The organism is Streptomyces asoensis (genome assembly GCF_013085465.1).
In the GTDB taxonomy this organism is placed as follows: domain Bacteria; phylum Actinomycetota; class Actinomycetes; order Streptomycetales; family Streptomycetaceae; genus Streptomyces; species Streptomyces cacaoi_A.
This window is the reverse complement of record NZ_CP049838.1, coordinates 2,207,769-2,224,883: the sequence shown is the minus strand read 5'-3', so window position 1 is coordinate 2,224,883 and position 17,115 is coordinate 2,207,769. Positions and strand designations below refer to the sequence as shown.

At 71.2% G+C, this 17,115-nt stretch carries 17 protein-coding genes; 11 read left to right on the top strand and 6 right to left on the bottom strand.

Features of this window, described 5'->3' with window-relative positions; all coding sequences use genetic code 11:
• Positions 1 to 202 precede the first annotated feature (202 nt).
• A complete protein-coding gene (locus tag G9272_RS09905; RefSeq protein ID WP_171396202.1) occupies positions 203 to 1,543 on the top strand; it encodes a transcriptional regulator in 1,341 nt (446 codons plus the stop codon).
• A gap of 134 nt (positions 1,544 to 1,677) precedes the next feature.
• Positions 1,678 to 2,214 carry an NUDIX hydrolase gene (locus G9272_RS09900; RefSeq protein ID WP_171396201.1) on the top strand — a complete coding sequence of 179 codons (537 nt, stop codon included), beginning with the start codon at positions 1,678 to 1,680 and terminating at the stop codon, positions 2,212 to 2,214.
• Between the two features lie 31 nt (positions 2,215 to 2,245).
• Here G9272_RS09900 and G9272_RS09895 read toward each other — a convergent pair whose 3' ends face one another.
• Complete coding sequence (locus G9272_RS09895; RefSeq protein ID WP_171396200.1) at positions 2,246 to 2,503, bottom strand: hypothetical protein; 258 nt, start codon at positions 2,501 to 2,503, stop codon at positions 2,246 to 2,248.
• Positions 2,504 to 2,686: 183 nt separating this feature from the next.
• A complete protein-coding gene (locus G9272_RS09890) occupies positions 2,687 to 3,559 on the bottom strand; it encodes a 3-hydroxybutyryl-CoA dehydrogenase (protein WP_171396199.1) in 873 nt (290 codons plus the stop codon).
• A 182-nt stretch (positions 3,560 to 3,741) separates the two neighbouring features.
• On the opposite strand from G9272_RS09890, the gene G9272_RS09885 reads away from it, so the two are divergent.
• Positions 3,742 to 4,962: a glycoside hydrolase family 10 protein gene (locus tag G9272_RS09885; protein ID WP_171396198.1), complete on the top strand. Its 1,221-nt coding sequence runs from the start codon at positions 3,742 to 3,744 to the stop codon at positions 4,960 to 4,962.
• Between the two features lies 1 nt (position 4,963).
• Here the strand turns inward: G9272_RS09885 and G9272_RS09880 are convergent, their stop codons facing one another.
• Positions 4,964 to 5,164 (bottom strand): DUF1918 domain-containing protein, encoded by a 201-nt coding sequence (locus G9272_RS09880; RefSeq protein ID WP_020132326.1) that lies wholly within the window; start codon positions 5,162 to 5,164, stop codon positions 4,964 to 4,966.
• Positions 5,165 to 5,205: 41 nt separating this feature from the next.
• Positions 5,206 to 6,144 carry a DMT family transporter gene (locus G9272_RS09875; RefSeq protein WP_171396197.1) on the bottom strand — a complete coding sequence of 313 codons (939 nt, stop codon included), beginning with the start codon at positions 6,142 to 6,144 and terminating at the stop codon, positions 5,206 to 5,208.
• On the opposite strand from G9272_RS09875, the gene G9272_RS09870 reads away from it, so the two are divergent.
• The 3 genes from G9272_RS09870 to G9272_RS09860 all read left to right on the top strand — a co-directional run bounded on the left by G9272_RS09870 (position 6,071) and on the right by G9272_RS09860 (position 8,883).
• Positions 6,071 to 7,600 carry a PLP-dependent aminotransferase family protein gene (locus G9272_RS09870; RefSeq protein WP_437184265.1) on the top strand — a complete coding sequence of 510 codons (1,530 nt, stop codon included), beginning with the start codon at positions 6,071 to 6,073 and terminating at the stop codon, positions 7,598 to 7,600. The two genes, G9272_RS09875 and G9272_RS09870, sit on opposite strands and share 74 nt — an antisense overlap.
• 36 nt (positions 7,601 to 7,636) lie before the next feature.
• Positions 7,637 to 8,089 (top strand): GNAT family N-acetyltransferase, encoded by a 453-nt coding sequence (locus G9272_RS09865; protein ID WP_171401929.1) that lies wholly within the window; start codon positions 7,637 to 7,639, stop codon positions 8,087 to 8,089.
• Between the two features lie 200 nt (positions 8,090 to 8,289).
• Positions 8,290 to 8,883 (top strand): histidine phosphatase family protein, encoded by a 594-nt coding sequence (locus G9272_RS09860; protein ID WP_171396195.1) that lies wholly within the window; start codon positions 8,290 to 8,292, stop codon positions 8,881 to 8,883.
• On the opposite strand, the gene G9272_RS09855 is transcribed toward G9272_RS09860, so the two are convergent.
• A complete protein-coding gene (locus tag G9272_RS09855) occupies positions 8,865 to 9,338 on the bottom strand; it encodes a DUF6314 family protein (RefSeq protein ID WP_171396194.1) in 474 nt (157 codons plus the stop codon). The two genes, G9272_RS09860 and G9272_RS09855, sit on opposite strands and share 19 nt — an antisense overlap.
• Positions 9,339 to 9,474: 136 nt before the next feature.
• On the opposite strand from G9272_RS09855, the gene G9272_RS09850 reads away from it, so the two are divergent.
• Complete coding sequence (locus G9272_RS09850) at positions 9,475 to 11,964, top strand: alpha-L-arabinofuranosidase C-terminal domain-containing protein (protein ID WP_171396193.1); 2,490 nt, start codon at positions 9,475 to 9,477, stop codon at positions 11,962 to 11,964.
• 57 nt (positions 11,965 to 12,021) lie between these two features.
• Here the strand turns inward: G9272_RS09850 and G9272_RS09845 are convergent, their stop codons facing one another.
• Positions 12,022 to 12,684 (bottom strand): hypothetical protein, encoded by a 663-nt coding sequence (locus tag G9272_RS09845; protein WP_171396192.1) that lies wholly within the window; start codon positions 12,682 to 12,684, stop codon positions 12,022 to 12,024.
• A gap of 128 nt (positions 12,685 to 12,812) precedes the next feature.
• On the opposite strand from G9272_RS09845, the gene argC reads away from it, so the two are divergent.
• From argC to G9272_RS09825, 4 genes are read left to right on the top strand one after another with little or no spacing between them, the layout of a single operon-like run.
• Entirely contained in the window at positions 12,813 to 13,841 is a 1,029-nt protein-coding gene (gene argC, locus G9272_RS09840) for an N-acetyl-gamma-glutamyl-phosphate reductase (protein WP_171396191.1), read from the top strand.
• On the top strand, positions 13,838 to 14,989 hold the full coding sequence (gene argJ / locus G9272_RS09835) for a bifunctional glutamate N-acetyltransferase/amino-acid acetyltransferase ArgJ (protein WP_171396190.1): 1,152 nt from the start codon (positions 13,838 to 13,840) through the stop codon (positions 14,987 to 14,989). Before argC ends, argJ begins: the two co-directional genes overlap by 4 nt.
• Positions 14,986 to 15,927 carry an acetylglutamate kinase gene (argB, locus tag G9272_RS09830; RefSeq protein WP_020132359.1) on the top strand — a complete coding sequence of 314 codons (942 nt, stop codon included), beginning with the start codon at positions 14,986 to 14,988 and terminating at the stop codon, positions 15,925 to 15,927. Before argJ ends, argB begins: the two co-directional genes overlap by 4 nt.
• On the top strand, positions 15,924 to 17,111 hold the full coding sequence (locus G9272_RS09825) for an acetylornithine transaminase (protein ID WP_171396189.1): 1,188 nt from the start codon (positions 15,924 to 15,926) through the stop codon (positions 17,109 to 17,111). Before argB ends, G9272_RS09825 begins: the two co-directional genes overlap by 4 nt.
• Positions 17,112 to 17,115: the final 4 nt, after the last annotated feature.

Sequence of the window (17,115 nt, the reverse complement as noted above, 5' to 3'; positions counted from 1 at the left end):
CCGACCCGCGGAGCGAATCGCCGGGCCGTCGCTTTATGAGGGGGAGCCGACGGCCCGGCGAACCTCTTGCGAGGCATTCCAGTCAACCGACCGCGAACGCTCCGCGACAGCGCGCGCACCCTGCGAATGCGCGTACTCCGTTCACACCCCGTGTGAGGACGGACCCACTACTCTGACGGCACCGAGGCACCGGGGGGCACCCATGCAGCCCAACACTCTGCTCGACGCGATCCTGGACGAGGCGGGCGTCTCGCACGCGGGCCTCGCCGCCCACGTCAACCAGGCCGGACGGGCCCGCGGACTCGCCCTGCGGTACGAGCACACCGCGGTGGCCCGCTGGCTGAAGGGCCAGCGGCCGCGGGGCCAGGTGCCCGACCTGATCTGCGAGGTGCTCGCGGGGCGGCTGCACCGGCCGGTCACCCTCGACGACATCGGCCTCGGCGTGCCGGGCGAACAGGCCGCCCCGCACGGCACCTCGCTCTCCGGCTTCGTCGAGCGGGCCACCGCCCTGTGGCGCTCCGACGAGCAGCAACGCCCGCACCTCCTGGGGGCGCCCGCCGTGACCGGCACGCCGGCCGTGATGCCGGTGTGGGAGTGGGAGAACCCGCCGGAGGACGTCGACGTCTCCCGGGGCGGCCGGCATCGTGTCACCTCGGCCGACATCGAGATGCTGCGGGCCGCCCGCGCGCACTACGAGCAGATGTACCGCAAGGCGGGCGGCATCGCGACCCGCAGCCGTATCGTCGGCTTCCTCAACGCGGAGGCGGCGCCCCTGCTGCGCGGCAGCTACACCGACGAGACGGGCCGTCAACTGCACCGGGCCACCGGCGGGTTGGTCGCGGTCGCCGGGATCTGCGCGTACGACTCGGACGCGCACGGTCTGGCCCAGCGCTACTTCCACCAGGCGCTGCGACTGGCAAAGGCCAGTGGGGACCGGGGACTCGGGGCGTACGTCATCGCCCTCCTCGTCAACCAGTCGCTGTTCATGCGGGAGTACCGGCAGGCAGTCGCCTTCGCGGAGGCCGCGCTGCGGGCGGCGGGCCGGCACATCACGCCCGCTCTCGCCTCCGACCTGTACGCGATGCAGGCCAAGGCGTACGCCCACCTCGGCGACGGCACGAGCGCCCTGTCGTGCATCCGGCGTGCGGAGACCGCCGCCGATCACATCCGGCGCGGACACGAGCCCGACGAGACCGGCTATGTCCAACCGGGCCTGGTCAACGTCCAGGTGGCGGAGGCGCTGCTCAGCCTCGGCGACCTCGCCGCCGCCGCCGAGCACGCCGCGGCCGCCGTCGACACCCCGGCGCACGACCGGGGGCGGGTGCACCGGCTCGCCATGCTCAGCACGATCGAACTGCGCCAGGGCAACACCGACAAGGCGGTGGTCACCGCGGTGCAGATGGCCGAACAGGCCCGGGGAATGGAGTCCCAGCGCCTGCGCGACAGACTCCGGGCGGTGCGCGAACATCTGGTGCGCAGCGGCTGCGCGGGCACGGCCGAGGCCGCCGAACTCATCGACGGGGCACTGCGCGTACCGCTCTAGGCGGGGCACAGACGGGGTATCCGACCACCGACACCCACATGACACCCACACAGGCACCGACACCGGCAGCTACGCCGACGCTGCACAGTTCCTGCTGCGATATTGCCACTCACTCGACGGAAGGTGGCAGAACCGTGCAGTGGACGAAACAGAACGAACAAACTGTGTATGAAAACCGCTGGTTCAGCGTCAACCTGGCGGATGTGGAGCTGCCGGACGGCCGGCACCTCGACCACTTCCTCATACGGCTGAGGCCGGTCGCGGTGGCGACCGTCGTGAACCGGGCCAACGAGGTTCTCCTGCTGTGGCGCCACCGCTTCATCACCGACAGCTGGGGATGGGAGCTCGCGGCGGGAGTGGTCGAGGACGGCGAGGACATCGCCGGCGCGGCCGCCAGGGAACTCGAGGAGGAGACCGGCTGGCGGCCGGGGCCGCTGCGCCACCTGATGAGCGTGGAGCCGTCCAACGGGCTCACCGACGCCGTCCATCACATCTACTGGTCGGACCACGGCGAGTACGTGGGACACCCGGTGGACGACTTCGAGTCGGACCGCAGGGAGTGGGTCCCCCTCAAGGTCGTTCCCGACCTGGTCGCCCGGGGGGAGGTCCCGGCCGCCAACATGGTGGCCGCGTTAATGCTGCTGCACCACCTCAGGCTCGCCGAGGGCTAGCCGTGGACCGGCGCCGTGGACCGGCCGAGCGTCAGTGGGCCAGCGCCTGCCAGAACGTCGCGACCAGCGCTCCCAGAGCCGTGAGCGCCGCGAGCGAGGGCAGTGGCCAGCGCGCGTGTTCCAGCGAGATCATGCGGGTGTTCAGCTCGTCCAGTTCCTTGGCGGTCTCCTCGGTGCGGTGGGACAGCAGGGCCAGCCCGCCCTCGACGCGGGCGTAGGCCACATCGAGTCGGCGACGTAACTCTGCGAGTTCTCCATGAACCACGGGATGCTCGGGGTCGGCGGTCACGTGTCCGCTCCTTTCCGTAGTCGTCTCACATCCCTTGCATGCACATGATGAGTGAACTCGCCTGGTGGGCCGGAGGGGAGAGTGTGCGCGGGGCATATGCGGACCCGTGTCGCACACGGCGTGTGAATGCCGCGGGCCCGGCACTCCGAGGAGCGCCGGGCCCGTGGGGAACACGGTGGGTGATCAGTACGCGTAGAAGCCCGAGCCCGTCTTGCGGCCCAGCCGGCCCGCGTCGACCATGCGCTGGAGCAGCGGGGGAGCGGCGTACAGCGGCTCCTTGTACTCGTCGTACATGCTCTGCGCCACCGAGGCGACGGTGTCCAGGCCGATCAGGTCGGACAGCTTCAGCGGACCCATCGGGTGGGCGCAGCCCATCTCCATGCCGTTGTCGATGTCCTCGCGGCTGGCGATGCCCGTCTCGAACATCCGGATCGCGGAGAGCAGGTAGGGGATCAGCAGCGCGTTGACGACGAAGCCGGACCGGTCCTGGGCGCGGATCGCGTGCTTGCCCAGCACCTTCTCGGCGAACAGCTGGGCCCGGCTGAGCGTGCCCTCGGAGGTGGTCAGCGCCGGGATCAGCTCGACGAGCTGCTGCACCGGAGCCGGATTGAAGAAGTGGATGCCGACGACATGGTCGGGCCGCGAGGTGGCGACCGCCAGCTTCACCAGCGGGATGGAGGAGGTGTTGGAGGCGAGGATCGCGTCCGGACGGGTCATGACCTGGTCGAGGACCTGGAAGATCTCGGTCTTGACCTGCTCGTTCTCGACCACGGCCTCGATGACCAGGTCACGGTCGGCGAACTCGCCGAGGTCGGTGGTGAAGCTGAGGCGCGCGAGTGTGGCGTCCCGCTCCTCCTCGGAGATCTTGCCGCGCTCGGCGGCCTTGGCCAGGGAGTTCAACAGCCGTGTACGGCCGATCTCCAGGGCTTCGCCGGTGGTCTCGGCGACCTTGACGTCGAGACCGGCGCGGGCGCAGACCTCTGCGATGCCCGCCCCCATCTGGCCGCAGCCCACCACTCCGACCCGTGAGAGATCTCCCGCTGGGGTGCCCGTCACATCAGTCCCTTTCGCCGCGATGACTCAGATGGCCGGGGCAGGTCTGCCGGGTCCCGGTCGCCCTGCTCCGATCGTGCACGTTACTAGCAAGTATCGATGATCGATCGCCGGGGTGGAGGCATGCTGGAGCGCGAAACGATCCGTGACCGAGCGGATCCGCAGAGTGTGTGGGGATGTGTGCGATGGGGCGACTGACCCGGCGGGCGTTCGCGCTGGCAGCGCTGTCGACGTTCACCACGACGGGCGCGGCGGCCGCTCCCGCGAGGGAACGGCGGGCGGCGACCGAGATGCGGGGGATGTGGCTGGCGACCGTCACCAACCGGGACTGGCCGTCCCGTCCCGGCCTGACCGCCGCCGCGCAGCGCGCCGAACTGATCGCCATGCTCGATCTGGCGGTGAGCCGGCGGCTCAACACGGTGATCTTCCAGGTGCGGCCCACGGCGGACGCGCTGTGGCCCTCCCCGTACGAACCGTGGTCGCAGGTGCTCACCGGCACCCAGGGCAGGTCACCGGGCTGGGACCCGCTGGGTACGGCCGTCACGGAGGCGCATGCGCGGGGACTACAGCTGCACGCCTGGTTCAACCCCTACCGGGTCGCGACCCATGACGACCCCTCGAAGCTCGTCGCCTCCCACCCCGCGCGCCGACACCCGCAGTGGGTGGTCTCCTTCGGCGGGAAGCTCTACTACAACCCGGGGCTGCCCGAGGTCCGCGCCTTCGTCCAGGACGCGATCCTCGACGCCGTGAAGAAGTACCCCCTGGACGCCGTGCACTTCGACGACTACTTCTATCCGTACCCGGTGGCCGGCCAGAGCTTCGACGACGAGGCCGCGTACGACACCTACGGCGGCGCCTTCCCCAGCCGGGCGGCCTGGCGGCGCGACAACGTCGACAAACTGGTGCTGGAGACGGCCGCCCGGATCAAGGCGGTACGACCCGACACCCAGTTCGGGATCAGCCCCTTCGGGGTGTGGCGCAACGCCGCCACCGACTCGCGCGGCTCGGACACGCGGGCGCTCCAGTCGTACGACGACATCCACGCGGACACCCGGAAGTGGGTGCGGGAGGGCTGGATCGACTACATCGTCCCGCAGCTCTACTGGAACATCGGGCTCTCGGTCGCCGACTACGCCAAGCTCGTGCCCTGGTGGGCGGAGGTGGCGAAGGGCAGCCGCACCCGCCTCTATCTCGGCGAGGCGCTGTACCGGGCCGGCGACCCGGCACAGCCCGCGGCCTGGCAGAACCCGGCCGAACTGTCGGCCCACCTCGAGCTGGCCGCCGCTCACCCACAGGTGCGCGGGCATGTCTTCTTCGCCGCAAAGGACGTGCGGACCGATCGGATCGGGGCGATGGCGCGGGTGGTCGCCGACCACTACCGGCAGCCGGCGGAGCCCCCGCGCTGATCTACCGCTGTTCCTCGGCCGTCCTGTGACGGATCTCGGTGTCGGGGCCGGGCGAGCACACGCCCACATGCCCGTCCGTGAAGCGGACGCGGTACGGGGGATTTCCTCCCTGGCCCATGACTTCGACGATTTCGCCGACCTTGTCGTGCTGGCCGACCACCCTGCCGTGCTGGACGAACTGGTCGCCCTTGGTTGCGCGCATCTGCGGGGCCTCCTCCGGGTGCGGCGGTGCGTCTGCCGTGACTAGCCGCGCGCCCGCTGCGTGACGGCGATGCAGACGAGCACGGCGGCGGCCGTCAGCGGAGCGGCGGGCGTGAGGTGCTCGCCCAGCAGCAGCACCGACCACACCAGTGTGAGCAGGGGCTGGGCCAACTGCAACTGGCTGGCCTTCGGAATGCCGATGAGCGCCATGCCCCGGTACCAGACGACCAGGCCGAGGAACTGCGAGCCCGCCGCGACCCACAGCAGCCCGGCCACGCTGTGCGCGGTCAGGTGGGCGGGTTCATGGGCCAGGGCGAGCGCGGCGCCGGGCACCGTGAGCGGCAGGCAGAACACCAGCGCCCAGCCGATCACCTGCCAGCCCGGCATGACCCGGGCCAGCCGGCCGCCCTCGGTGTAGCCGGCCGCGCACACCAGCAGCGCCCCGAACAGATACAGATCGGCGGTGGTCAGGGCCCCGCCGCTCTGTTGCACGGTGAACGCCACCACCGCGGCGGCACCCGCCAGCGCGGCCGCCCAGAAGGTGCGGGAGGGGCGGGTCCCCATACGCAGGGCGGACAGCGACGCGGTCGTCAGCGGAAGCAGGCCGACCACGACGGCGGCGTGCGCGGTGGTGGACGTCCGCAGCGCGAGCGTGGTGAGCAGCGGGAAGCCGACGACGACCCCGGCGGCCACGACGGCGAGTCCCGCCCAGTGCCGGCGGGCGGGCAACGGAACGCGGAGGGCCAGCAGACACCCGCCCGCGATCAGCGCGGCCAGGACGCTGCGCACCGAGACCAGCGACCAGGGGCCGAACCCCTCCAGACCCCAGGCGGTCGCGGGGAACGTCAGCGAGAAGGCGACGACACCGAGGGCGGCCAGCAGGGTACCGAGGCCACTCGCCTGTGGGGTGCCGGCGGAGCTGTCGGCCGGGGTGCTGACCGCTATCGCGGGCCGGTCAGTAGCGCTACTCTGTGTCCTCATGCAAGAGCGTAGCAGTGTGGGTGAGCTGGCGGATCAGCTGCGGCGGGAGTTCGACCGCTACTCTCCCGGTGGAAAGCTCCCGTCGAGCCGGGCCCTGGTCGAACGGTTCAGGGTGAGCCCGGTGACCGTCTCGCGGGCACTGGCGCAGCTGGCCGCCGAGGGGCTGGTGGTCACCCGGCCCGGCGCGGGCGCCTTCCGGGCCCGGCCGGCGCGTACGACCGCCGCCCCCGCGGGCGACACCTCCTGGCAGGAGGTCGCGCTGAGCGCGGACGGCGCCGCCGACCTCGTCCCGCGCTCGGTGGACGCCTCCGGCGTCACCGTGTCGCTGGCCGCCCCGCCACCCGGCGTGATCGAGTTCAACGGCGGCTATCTGCATCCCTCGCTCCAGCCGGAGCGGGCGATGGCCGCGGCCCTGGCCCGGGCCGGTCGGCGGCCGGGAGCATGGGGTCGGCCGCCCATGGAGGGCCTGCCCGAACTGCGCGCGTGGTTCGCGCGGACCATCGGTGGCTCCATCACCGCGGCCGAGGTGCTGGTCAGCGCCGGTGGCCAGACGTCACTCACCACCGCCCTGCGCGCCCTCGCCCCGCCCGGGGCGCCGGTGCTCGTCGAGTCGCCCACCTACCCGGGCATGCTCGCGATCGCCAGGGCGGCGGGACTGCGCCCCGTACCGGTCCCGGTCGACCCGGACGGGGTCAGGCCCGAGCTGCTCGCCGACGCGTTCCGGGCGACCGGCGCCCGGGTGTTCGTCTGCCAGCCGCTGTTCCAGAACCCGACCGGAGCCGTCCTCGCCCCCGACCGGCGCGGGCAGGTGCTGCGCATCGCCCGGGAAGCCGGCGCGTTCGTCGTCGAGGACGACTTCGTGCGGCGGCTCGCGCACGAGGATGCCGGGCAGCTGCCGCGTCCGCTCGCCGCCGACGACCCCGACGGCGTGGTCGTGCACGTCGGCTCGCTGACCAAGGCGACCTCGCCGAGCTTCCGGGTCAGTGCGCTGGCCGCCCGCGGCCCGGTCCTGGAACGGCTGCGCGCCATCCAGGTCGTCGACACCTTCTTCGTGCCCCGACCGCTCCAGGAAGCGGCCCTCGAACTCGTCGGCTCGCCCGCCTGGCCGCGTCATCTGCGGTCCATCGCCACCGAGTTGCGGGTCAGGCGGGACGCGATGACCGCCGCGCTGCGGCTGCGGTTGCCCGAACTGGCCCTCCCGCACATCCCGTCCGGCGGCTACCACCTGTGGCTGCGGCTGCCCGAGGGCGCCGGGGGAGAGGGCGCGTTCACGGCCGCCGCCCTGCGCGCGGGGGTCGCCCTCACCCCCGGCCGCCCCTACTTCAGCGCCGAACCCCCGGCCGCCCATGTGCGGTTGAGCTTCGCGGCCGTCGCCGGGACGGAGGAGATCGCGGAGGGGGTGCGGCGGCTGCGGGCCGCGTGCGACGAGGTGTTCCCCGGAAAGCGTTCGACATGATGAACGCCGTCCTGTGAGGATCCGGCCATGACTGCCATGAACGCCGTTCCGCCCCTCGCCGAGGGCTACGAGATCTCCGCCGACTCCGCCCGCATCGATGTCGCGCGTGTGCACCACTGGCTGTCCACGGACGCGTACTGGGCGCTCGGACGCGAGCGGGAGAGGCAGGAGCGGGCGATCGCCGGTTCGCTGAACTTCGGCGTCTACGACAGCGCGTCGGGGGAGCAGGTCGCCTACGCGCGGGTCGTGACCGACCTCGCGGAGTTCGCGTGGCTGTGCGACGTCTACGTGGACCCGGCGGCGCGCGGCAAGGGTCTCGGGACGGCTCTCGTCGCCGCCGTCCGCGATCACCTGCGGGCGCACGGGCTGCGCCGCATCCTGCTCGCCACGCACGACGCGCACGGGGTCTACCGGCAGGTCGGCTTCGAGGCCCTGGAGAAGCCGGACCAGTGGATGGCACTGATCTTCGCAAAGCCCGGGCCGGCGTGACGGGGTCGGCGTGAGCAGGCCGGCAGGAGCCGATCGGCGGGCCCGGGTAGTCGGGACGGAGACGTCGCGATCGGGACATCGTGCAGGGGACATTGTTTTCTGGGGACTTGTCCGGCAGGTCCTGACTCGTCGGTAAGTTTTCTTCCGGCCGTCGGCCGACACCCCTTGACCTGCGCAGTTACGCGGCTCACCATCACCGCATGCCACTTCGGGTCACGTTCGTCGCCGCCGCTCGCAGCTCCTCGCTGCTCGCGGAACGCTTCGAGGACGACCGGCCGCTGGACCAGGACGGCTGGGCTGAGGTGCTGCGCGTGGCCGACGCTCTGCTGCCGCTCGCGGCCGCCGAGCTGCGCTACTGCTCACCGACCCCGCGCAGCCGTGCCACCGGGGACGCCCTCGGCTACGCCCCGCTGGTGCAGCTCGCCCTGCGGGACTGCGACATGGGCCGCTGGCGCGGTTTCACGCTGGGCGAGGCGATGGCCCGCGAGCCGGAGGCGGTGGACGCCTGGCTCGCCGACCCGCTCGCCACCCCGCACGGCGGTGAGTCGCTGCTGGCGTTCATCTCCCGGGTCGCCGGCTGGCTCGACACCCGGCCGGTGGGCGACGGCGGCCGCATCGTCGCCGTCGCCGAGCCGAGCGTGATCCGCGCGGCCCTGGTGTACGCGCTGAAGGCGCCGCCCGCGACGTACTGGAACATCGATGTGCGTCCGCTGTCGACGACCACCGTCACCGGCCGGGCCGGTCGCTGGAACCTCCGCCTCGAAGGGGCCTCGGCTCAGCCCACCCGCGCGTAGTCGGTGGTGAGCAGCAGATCCTTGGCGGGGCCCGCCACGCGCCAGGCCGTCCGCCAGTGGTCCGCGTCCCGGACGGTGAACTCGCCCCGGTAGAGGTCGGCGGAGCAGGGGTGGTCGGCGATGTGCCGCCCGGTCGTCAGGTCCAGGTCGTGGAAGGGGCGGTCGTCGGCGAACCGTACGTCCGCCGTGCCGGGCGTCGGCCCCGGCAGAAAGCGCAGGGTGCGCTCGGCGGGCCGGGGGACCCCGAGCCAGACGAACGTACCGGACTCCCGGTGCAGCAGCCCGCCCTCGTTCCCGCCCCCGCCCCCGCCCCCGCCCTCGTCCAGTGCGCTGAACACCGTGACCCCGTCGAAGCGGCCCTCGGCGCCGCTCGTCCGGTCCCGTACCGACCGGGTGACCCGCCAGCTTCCCCGGAGGTAGGCCAGGGCGTCCGGTACTGGCCGGAACTCGTCCATGCGTTCCTCGCTTCCGACACTTTCGCTGCTGCACGCCCCATTGACGCGTCCTGGCCCCCTCCTTATCTTGCCGTTCGAAGTGCTGATCACCGTCTGATATTTCGAACAACTCGCCTTACCGAGCCGCGGAGTATTCATGTCACGCAGCACCACCCGCACCCGCTGGAGACTGGGTCTCACCACCACCGCCCTCCTGACGGCCACCGCCCTCGTCCCCGCCCCGGCGCACGCCGAGACCGTGACCGACTACGCCATCACCGTCGATCCCACCGCCAAGGGCGCGAAGATCGACGACACGATGTACGGCGTCTTCTTCGAGGACATCAACCGGGCGGCCGACGGCGGCCTGTACGCCGAACTCGTGCAGAACCGGTCCTTCGAGTACTCCACCGTCGACAACCGGTCGTACACCCCGCTGACCTCCTGGACGGTCGACGGCACCGCGCAGGTCCTGGACGACGCCGGCCGTCTCAACGACCGCAACCGCAACTACCTCTCCCTGGCCGCCGGTTCTTCCGTGACCAACGCCGGCTACAACACCGGTGTCCGGGTCGAGCAGGGCAAGAAGTACGACTTCTCGGTGTGGGCTCGCGCCGAGAGCGGCAGCACCCTCACCGTGAGCCTCCAGGACGCCGACGGCGCGCTGGCCACCGCCCGCAAGGTCGCCGTCCGCAGGGGCGGCTGGGTCCAGTACCGGGCGGCCTTCACCGCAGCCCGCACCAGCAGTGACGGTCGCCTGTCGGTGGCCTCCTCGGCCGCGGCCGCCCTCGACATGGTGTCCCTGTTCCCCCGTGACACCTACCGGAGCGAGCCCAACGGCCTGCGCAAGGACCTCGCCGAGAAGATCGCCGCCCTGGACCCGGGCTTCGTGCGCTTCCCCGGCGGCTGTCTGGTCAACACCGGCTCCATGCAGGACTACAGCGAGGCCTCCGGCTGGCAGCGCGCCCGCTCCTACCAGTGGAAGGACACCGTCGGACCCGTCGAGGAGCGCGCCACCAACTCCAACTTCTGGGGCTACAACCAGAGTTACGGCCTCGGCTACTACGAGTACTTCCGCCTCGCCGAGGACATCGGCGCGATGCCGCTGCCCGTCGTGCCGGCTCTGGTGACCGGCTGCGGCCAGAACAAGGCCGTCGTCGACGACGCGCTCCTGAAGCGCCACATCCAGGACACCCTGGACCTGGTCGAGTTCGCCAACGGCCCGGTCACCTCCACCTGGGGCAGGAAGCGCGCCCGGATGGGTCACCCCATGCCCTTCCATCTCACGCACCTCGAGGTCGGCAACGAGGAGAACCTGCCCGTCGAGTTCTTCGCCCGCTTCGAGCAGTTCCGCGCCGCGATCGAGGCGAAGTACCCGGACATCACCGTGATCTCCAACTCCGGTCCCGACGACGCGGGTTCGACCTTCGACACGGCCTGGCAGCTCAACCGGGACGCGGATGTCGCGATGGTCGACGAGCACTACTACAACAGCCCGCAGTGGTTCCTCCAGAACAACGACCGCTACGACACCTACGACCGCAGCGGCCCCAAGGTCTTCCTCGGCGAGTACGCCTCCTGGGGCAACGCCTTCAAGAACGGGCTGGCCGAGGCGGCCTTCATGACCGGCCTCGAGCGCAACGCGGACGTCGTCAAGCTCGCCTCCTACGCGCCGCTGTTCGCGAACGAGGACTATGTGCAGTGGAGCCCGGACATGGTGTGGCTCAACAACCACGCCTCCTGGAACTCGGCCAACTACGAAGTCCAGAAGCTGTTCATGACGAACGTCGGCGACCGGGTGGTGCCGTCGACGGCCACCGGGACCCCGTCCCTCCAGGGCCCCGTCACCGGCGCCGTCGGCCTGTCGACCTGGGCCACCAGCGCGGCGTACGACGATGTGAAGGTGACCGACGCGGCCGGCACCGCGCTGCTGAGCGACGACTTCTCCGGCGACGCCTCGAAGTGGACGCACACGGGCGGCGGCAGCTGGTCGCTCCAGGACGGGCAGTACGTGCAGACCGACACCGCCGCCGAGAACACTATGGTCTCGGCCGGTGACGCCGGCTGGCACGACTACGACCTGCATGTGAAGGCCACCAAGAAGTCCGGCAAGGAGGGCTTCCTCGTCGCCTTCGGCGTCAAGGACACCGGCAACTACTACTGGTGGAACCTCGGCGGCTGGAACAACACCCAGTCCGCCGTCGAGCAGGCCGTGGACGGCGGCAAGTCGACGCTGATCTCCAAGGCCGGGTCCGTCGAGACGGGCCGCGCCTACGACATCGACGTCAAGGTGCGGGGCCGCCAGGTCACCCTCTACCTCGACGGCCAGGAATGGGGCAGCTTCACCGACGACAAGCCGGCCGAGCCGTTCCGCCAGGTCGTCACCAAGGACAAGAAGACCGGCGATCTGATCGTCAAGGTCGTCAACGCCCAGTCCACGGACGCCCGTACGGCGATCGACCTCGGTGGCGCCAAGGTCGCGTCCAAGGCGAAGGTGACCACGCTGGCCGCCGCGCCGGACGCGATCAACACCGAGACCGAGACCCCGGTCGCACCGGTGACCTCCACCTTCACCGGGGTGGCCCGCGAGTTCACCTACACCTTCCCGGCGAACTCGATCACCTTCCTGAGGATCAGGCAGCGATAGCGGATTCCGGCGGGTGCGGGCGACGGAGGCCCGCACCCGCCGGGCCTCCCATGCCCCTCAGGCGTCCTTGCGGCGCCGGAACCAGCCGCGCTTGGGCGGCGGCAGGTGGGGCAGCGACTGCGGGGCGGCCGGCCCGCCGAACGGCGGCAGGGCCTTGAAGCGGTCGTCGAAGGTGATCGTGGGCGTGATTCGGTGCAGAGCCGCGCGCACGAGGGTGAGCGGATGGTCGGGGAACCGGGCGTCCCACTGTTCGTGGTCGCCGACGTGGTACGGCAGGCCGCCCGGCTGTCCGCCCGCGTAGGGGTGGGGCCGGAAGTACTCGGCCGGGCCCACCTGCGCCATGATCATGGCCTCCCGCATCCCGGTCGTGGCGCCCTCGGCGGCCTGCACCTTCACGACCGTGCTGGACCCTGCCCTGGGCACGGTCCAGGAGCCGAGGAACGCCTGCCCGGGCCGGCTGCCCAGCGGCATCTTGACCAGCTGGCGCACCGCCGGGACGCCGTCCACGGAGCCGGGCGCCGCCTCGATCAGCCCGCCACCGGCCCCGGCCACGAGCTGCGCGAGCCCTGCCCCGAGCCGCTGCGGCTCGTGCAGCGGGGCGGGCAGGTCCGGGATCAGCGGGAAGAAGTGGACCGACAGGACGAGTCCCGCCGCGTCGGTCCACACCCCCGGCTCACGCTCGGTGAAGCCGGTCAGGTCCAGGCTGGTTATCGGTGTCATGGCGATCACCGGGTCGAGGTTACGCAGCCCCACGGCCTGGGCAAAGATCGCTCCGGGCCCCGCCCCTGCATGGATTGCATAAACGTGCAGCGAAACGTATAGTCATGCCATCCAGGAGGAGGAGTGTCATGGTGGTACGTGCGGCGGTGGCCGGAGCGAGCGGGTACGCGGGCGGAGAGCTGCTGCGCCTGCTCCTCACGCACCCCGAGATCGAGATCGGCGCCCTGACCGGCAATTCCAACGCGGGCCAGCGACTGGGCGCACTCCAGCCGCACCTGCTGCCGCTGGCCGACCGGGTCCTCCAGGAGACCACCCCCGAGGTCCTCGCCGGCCACGATGTCGTCTTCCTCGCCCTGCCGCACGGCCAGTCCGCCGCCGTCGCCGAGCAGCTCGGCCCGGAGGTGCTCGTCGTCGACATGGGCGCCGACTTCCGGCTGACGGACGCGGGCGACTGGGAGCGTTTCTACGGCTCCGCGCACGCCGGGACCTGGCCCTACGGCCTCCCCGAGCTGCCGGGCGGCCGCGCGGCGCTCACGGGGTCCAAGCGCATCGCGGTCCCGGGCTGCTACCCCACGGCCGTCTCGCTCGCGCTCTTCCCGGCGTACGCGGCGGGCCTGGCCGAGCAGGAGGCCGTGATCGTCGCCGCCTCCGGCACCTCGGGCGCAGGCAAGTCGCCCAAGACGCATCTGCTGGGCTCCGAGGTCATGGGCTCCGTCTCCCCGTACGGCGTCGGCGGCGTCCACCGGCACACACCCGAGATGATCCAGAACCTGAGTGCGGCGGCGGGGGAGCCGGTCTCCGTCTCCTTCACGCCCACCCTCGTGCCGATGTCCCGCGGCATCCTCGCCACGTGCAGCGCCAAGGCCAAGCCCGGCGTCACCGCCGACTCCGTCCGCGTCGCCTACGAGAAGGCCTTCGCCGACGAGCCCTTCGTGCACCTGCTCCCCGAGGGGCAGTGGCCCGCCACGGCGTCCGTCCACGGTTCCAACGCCGTTCAGGTGCAGGTCGCGTACGACGCCGCCGTAGGCCGGATCATCGCCATCAGCGCCATCGACAACCTGACCAAGGGCACCGCGGGCGGCGCCCTCCAGAGCATGAACATCGCCCTCGGACTCGACGAGAGCACCGGGCTTTCCACGATCGGAGTCGCACCGTGAGCGTCACGGCAGCCAAGGGATTCACGGCGGCGGGCATCGCCGCCGGGATCAAGCAGAACGGCAACCCGGACCTGGCCCTCGTGGTCAACGACGGGCCCCGCCGCGCGGCCGCCGGCGTCTTCACGTCCAACCGTGTCAAGGCCGCGCCCGTGCTGTGGTCCGAGCAGGTCCTCAAGAGCGGCCGGCTGTCCGCCGTGATCCTCAACTCCGGCGGCGCCAACGCCTGTACGGGGCCGAAGGGCTTCCAGGACACGCACGCGACCGCCGAGAAGGTCGCCGAGGTGCTGGGTCTGGGCGCGGGTGAGGTCGCCGTCGCCTCCACCGGGCTCATCGGCGTCCTGCTCCCGATGGACAAGCTGCTGCCGGGGGTCGAGACCGCCGCCGGTCAACTCTCCGAGCACGGCGGCGAGAAGGCCGCCATCGCCATCAAGACCACCGACACCGTCCACAAGACGTCCGTCGTCTCCAAGGACGGCTGGACCGTCGGCGGCATGGCCAAGGGCGCGGGCATGCTCGCCCCCGGCCTCGCCACGATGCTGGTCGTCCTCACCACCGACGCCGACCTCGACAGCGAGACCCTGGACAAGGCGCTGCGCGCCGCCACCAAGGTCACCTTCGACCGCGTCGACTCCGACGGCTGCATGTCGACCAACGACACCGTGCTGCTGCTCGCCTCCGGCGCCTCCGAAGTCGCCCCGGGGTACGAGGAGTTCGCCGCCGCCGTACGGACCGTCTGCGACGACCTCGGTCAGCAGCTGATCCGGGACGCCGAGGGCGCCAGCAAGGACATCAAGATCGAGGTCGTCAACGCGGCGAGCGAGGACGACGCCGTCGAGGTGGGCCGCTCCATCGCCCGCAACAACCTCCTCAAGTGCGCGATCCACGGCGAGGACCCCAACTGGGGCCGGGTCCTCTCCGCGATCGGCACGACGGGGGCCGTCTTCGAGGCCGACCGGCTCAACGTCGCCATCAACGGCGTCTGGGTCTGCAAGAACGGTGGCGTAGGAGAGGACCGCGAGAAGGTCGACATGCGCTACCGCGAGGTGCACATCGTCGCCGACCTCGCCGCCGGCTCCGAGACGGCCACCATCTGGACCAACGACCTCACCGCCGACTACGTCCACGAGAACAGCGCGTACTCGTCATGAGCACTACTCGTAAGCACACCGCCCTGCCCAAGGCCCAGATCCTCATCGAGGCGCTGCCCTGGCTGACCCGGCACAACGGCAGGACGGTCGTCATCAAGTTCGGCGGCAACGCCATGATCGACGAGGACCTGAAGGCCGCCTTCGCCCAGGACGTCGTCTTCCTGCGGCACGCCGGCCTCCATGTCGTCGTCGTGCACGGCGGCGGCCCGCAGATCAGCGCCGCCCTCGACAAGCACGGCATCGTCAGCGAGTTCAAGGCCGGTCTGCGGGTCACCACCGAGGACGCCATGGACGTCGTACGGATGGTGCTCGCCGGACAGGTCCAGCGCGAGCTGGTCGGGCTGCTGAACCAACACGGGCCGCTCGCCGTCGGGTTGACCGGCGAGGACGCGCACACCATCACCGCCACCAAGCACCGGCCCGAGATCGACGGCGAGTTGGTCGACATCGGGCGGGTCGGCGAGATCACCGCGATCGACACGGGCGCCATCGAGGCGCTGCTCGCCGACGGCCGCATCCCGGTCGTCTCGTCGATCGCCCGCTCCCAGGACGACGGACATGTCTACAACGTCAATGCTGATACGGCGGCTGCGGCACTCGCTGCGGCACTTGGCGCCGAAACCCTCATGGTCCTCACGGACGTCGAGGGCCTCTACGAGGACTGGCCGAACAGCGACGAGGTGATCAGCCGCCTCACCGCTTCCCAACTGGAGAAGCTGCTGCCGGAGCTGAGCTCCGGGATGGTCCCGAAGATGGAGGGCTGTCTGCACGCCGTACGCAACGGCGTGAACACCGCCCGCGTCATCGACGGGCGGGTCCAGCACTCGATCCTGCTGGAGATCTTCACCGACGAGGGCATCGGCACGATGGTCGTGCCCGACGAGAAGCCGCACGCAGAGCCGGCCGCACAGCCGGACGCACAGGGGGAGCCGTCATGAGCAACGAGGAACTGACCGCGCGGTGGCAGGGCGCGCTCATGAACAACTACGGCACCCCGCTGCTGCCCCTCGTGCGCGGCGCGGGCAGCCGGGTCTGGGACGCCGACGGCAAGGAGTACCTCGACTTCGTCGGCGGTATCGCGGTCAACGCGCTCGGCCACGCCCACCCGGCCGTCGTCGAGGCCGTGAGCCGGCAGATCGGCTCCCTCGGCCACATCTCCAACTTCTTCATGTCCGAGCCGACCGTCACGCTCGCCGAACGGCTGCTCCAGCACTTCGGCCGGGACGGCAGGGTCTTCTTCTGCAACTCGGGCGCCGAGGCCAACGAGGCCGCCTTCAAGATCGGCCGGCTGACCGGACGGACCCACGTCGTCGCCACCGAGGGCGCCTTCCACGGCCGGACCATGGGCGCCCTCGCGCTCACCGGCCAGCCCGGCAAGCGGGACCCGTTCCTGCCGCTGCCCGGCGACGTCACCCATGTGCCGTTCGGCGACGCGCAGGCGCTGGCCGCCGCGGTCACCGAGGAGACGGCGCTCGTCGTCCTCGAGCCGATCCAGGGCGAACTGGGTGTCGTGGTGCCGCCCGTCGGCTATCTCAAGGCCGCCCGCGCGATCACCGCCGCGACCGGCGCCCTGCTGGTCCTCGACGAGGTGCAGACCGGCGTCGGCCGGACCGGGCACTGGTTCGAGTACCAGGCCCACGAGGGTGTCCTGCCGGACGTCGTGACGCTGGCCAAGGGCCTCGGCGGCGGACTGCCGCTGGGCGCGACGATCGCCTTCGGGCGGGCCGCCGAGCTGCTTCAGCCCGGCCACCACGGCACCACCTTCGGCGGCAACCCCGTCGCCTGCGCCGCCGGACTAGCCGTTCTCGACACCATCGAGAACGAGGGGTTGCTGGAGAACGTCAAGCGGCAGAGCGAGAAGTTGCGGACCGGAATCGAGGGTGCGGGCCACTCGTTGATCGATTATGTCCGGGGAGCGGGCCTGCTCCTGGGTATCGTGCTCACCGAGCCCCGCGCGCCCCAGGTGCGGGCGGCGGCTCAGGAGGCCGGATTCCTGGTGAACGTGCCCGCCCCCGACGTCGTCCGGCTGATGCCGCCGCTGAACCTCGGCGACGACGAGGTGGAGGCGTTCCTCGGGGCGCTGCCCGGAATCCTCGACGCAGCCGCGGCGAGCGGAGAGTGACGAT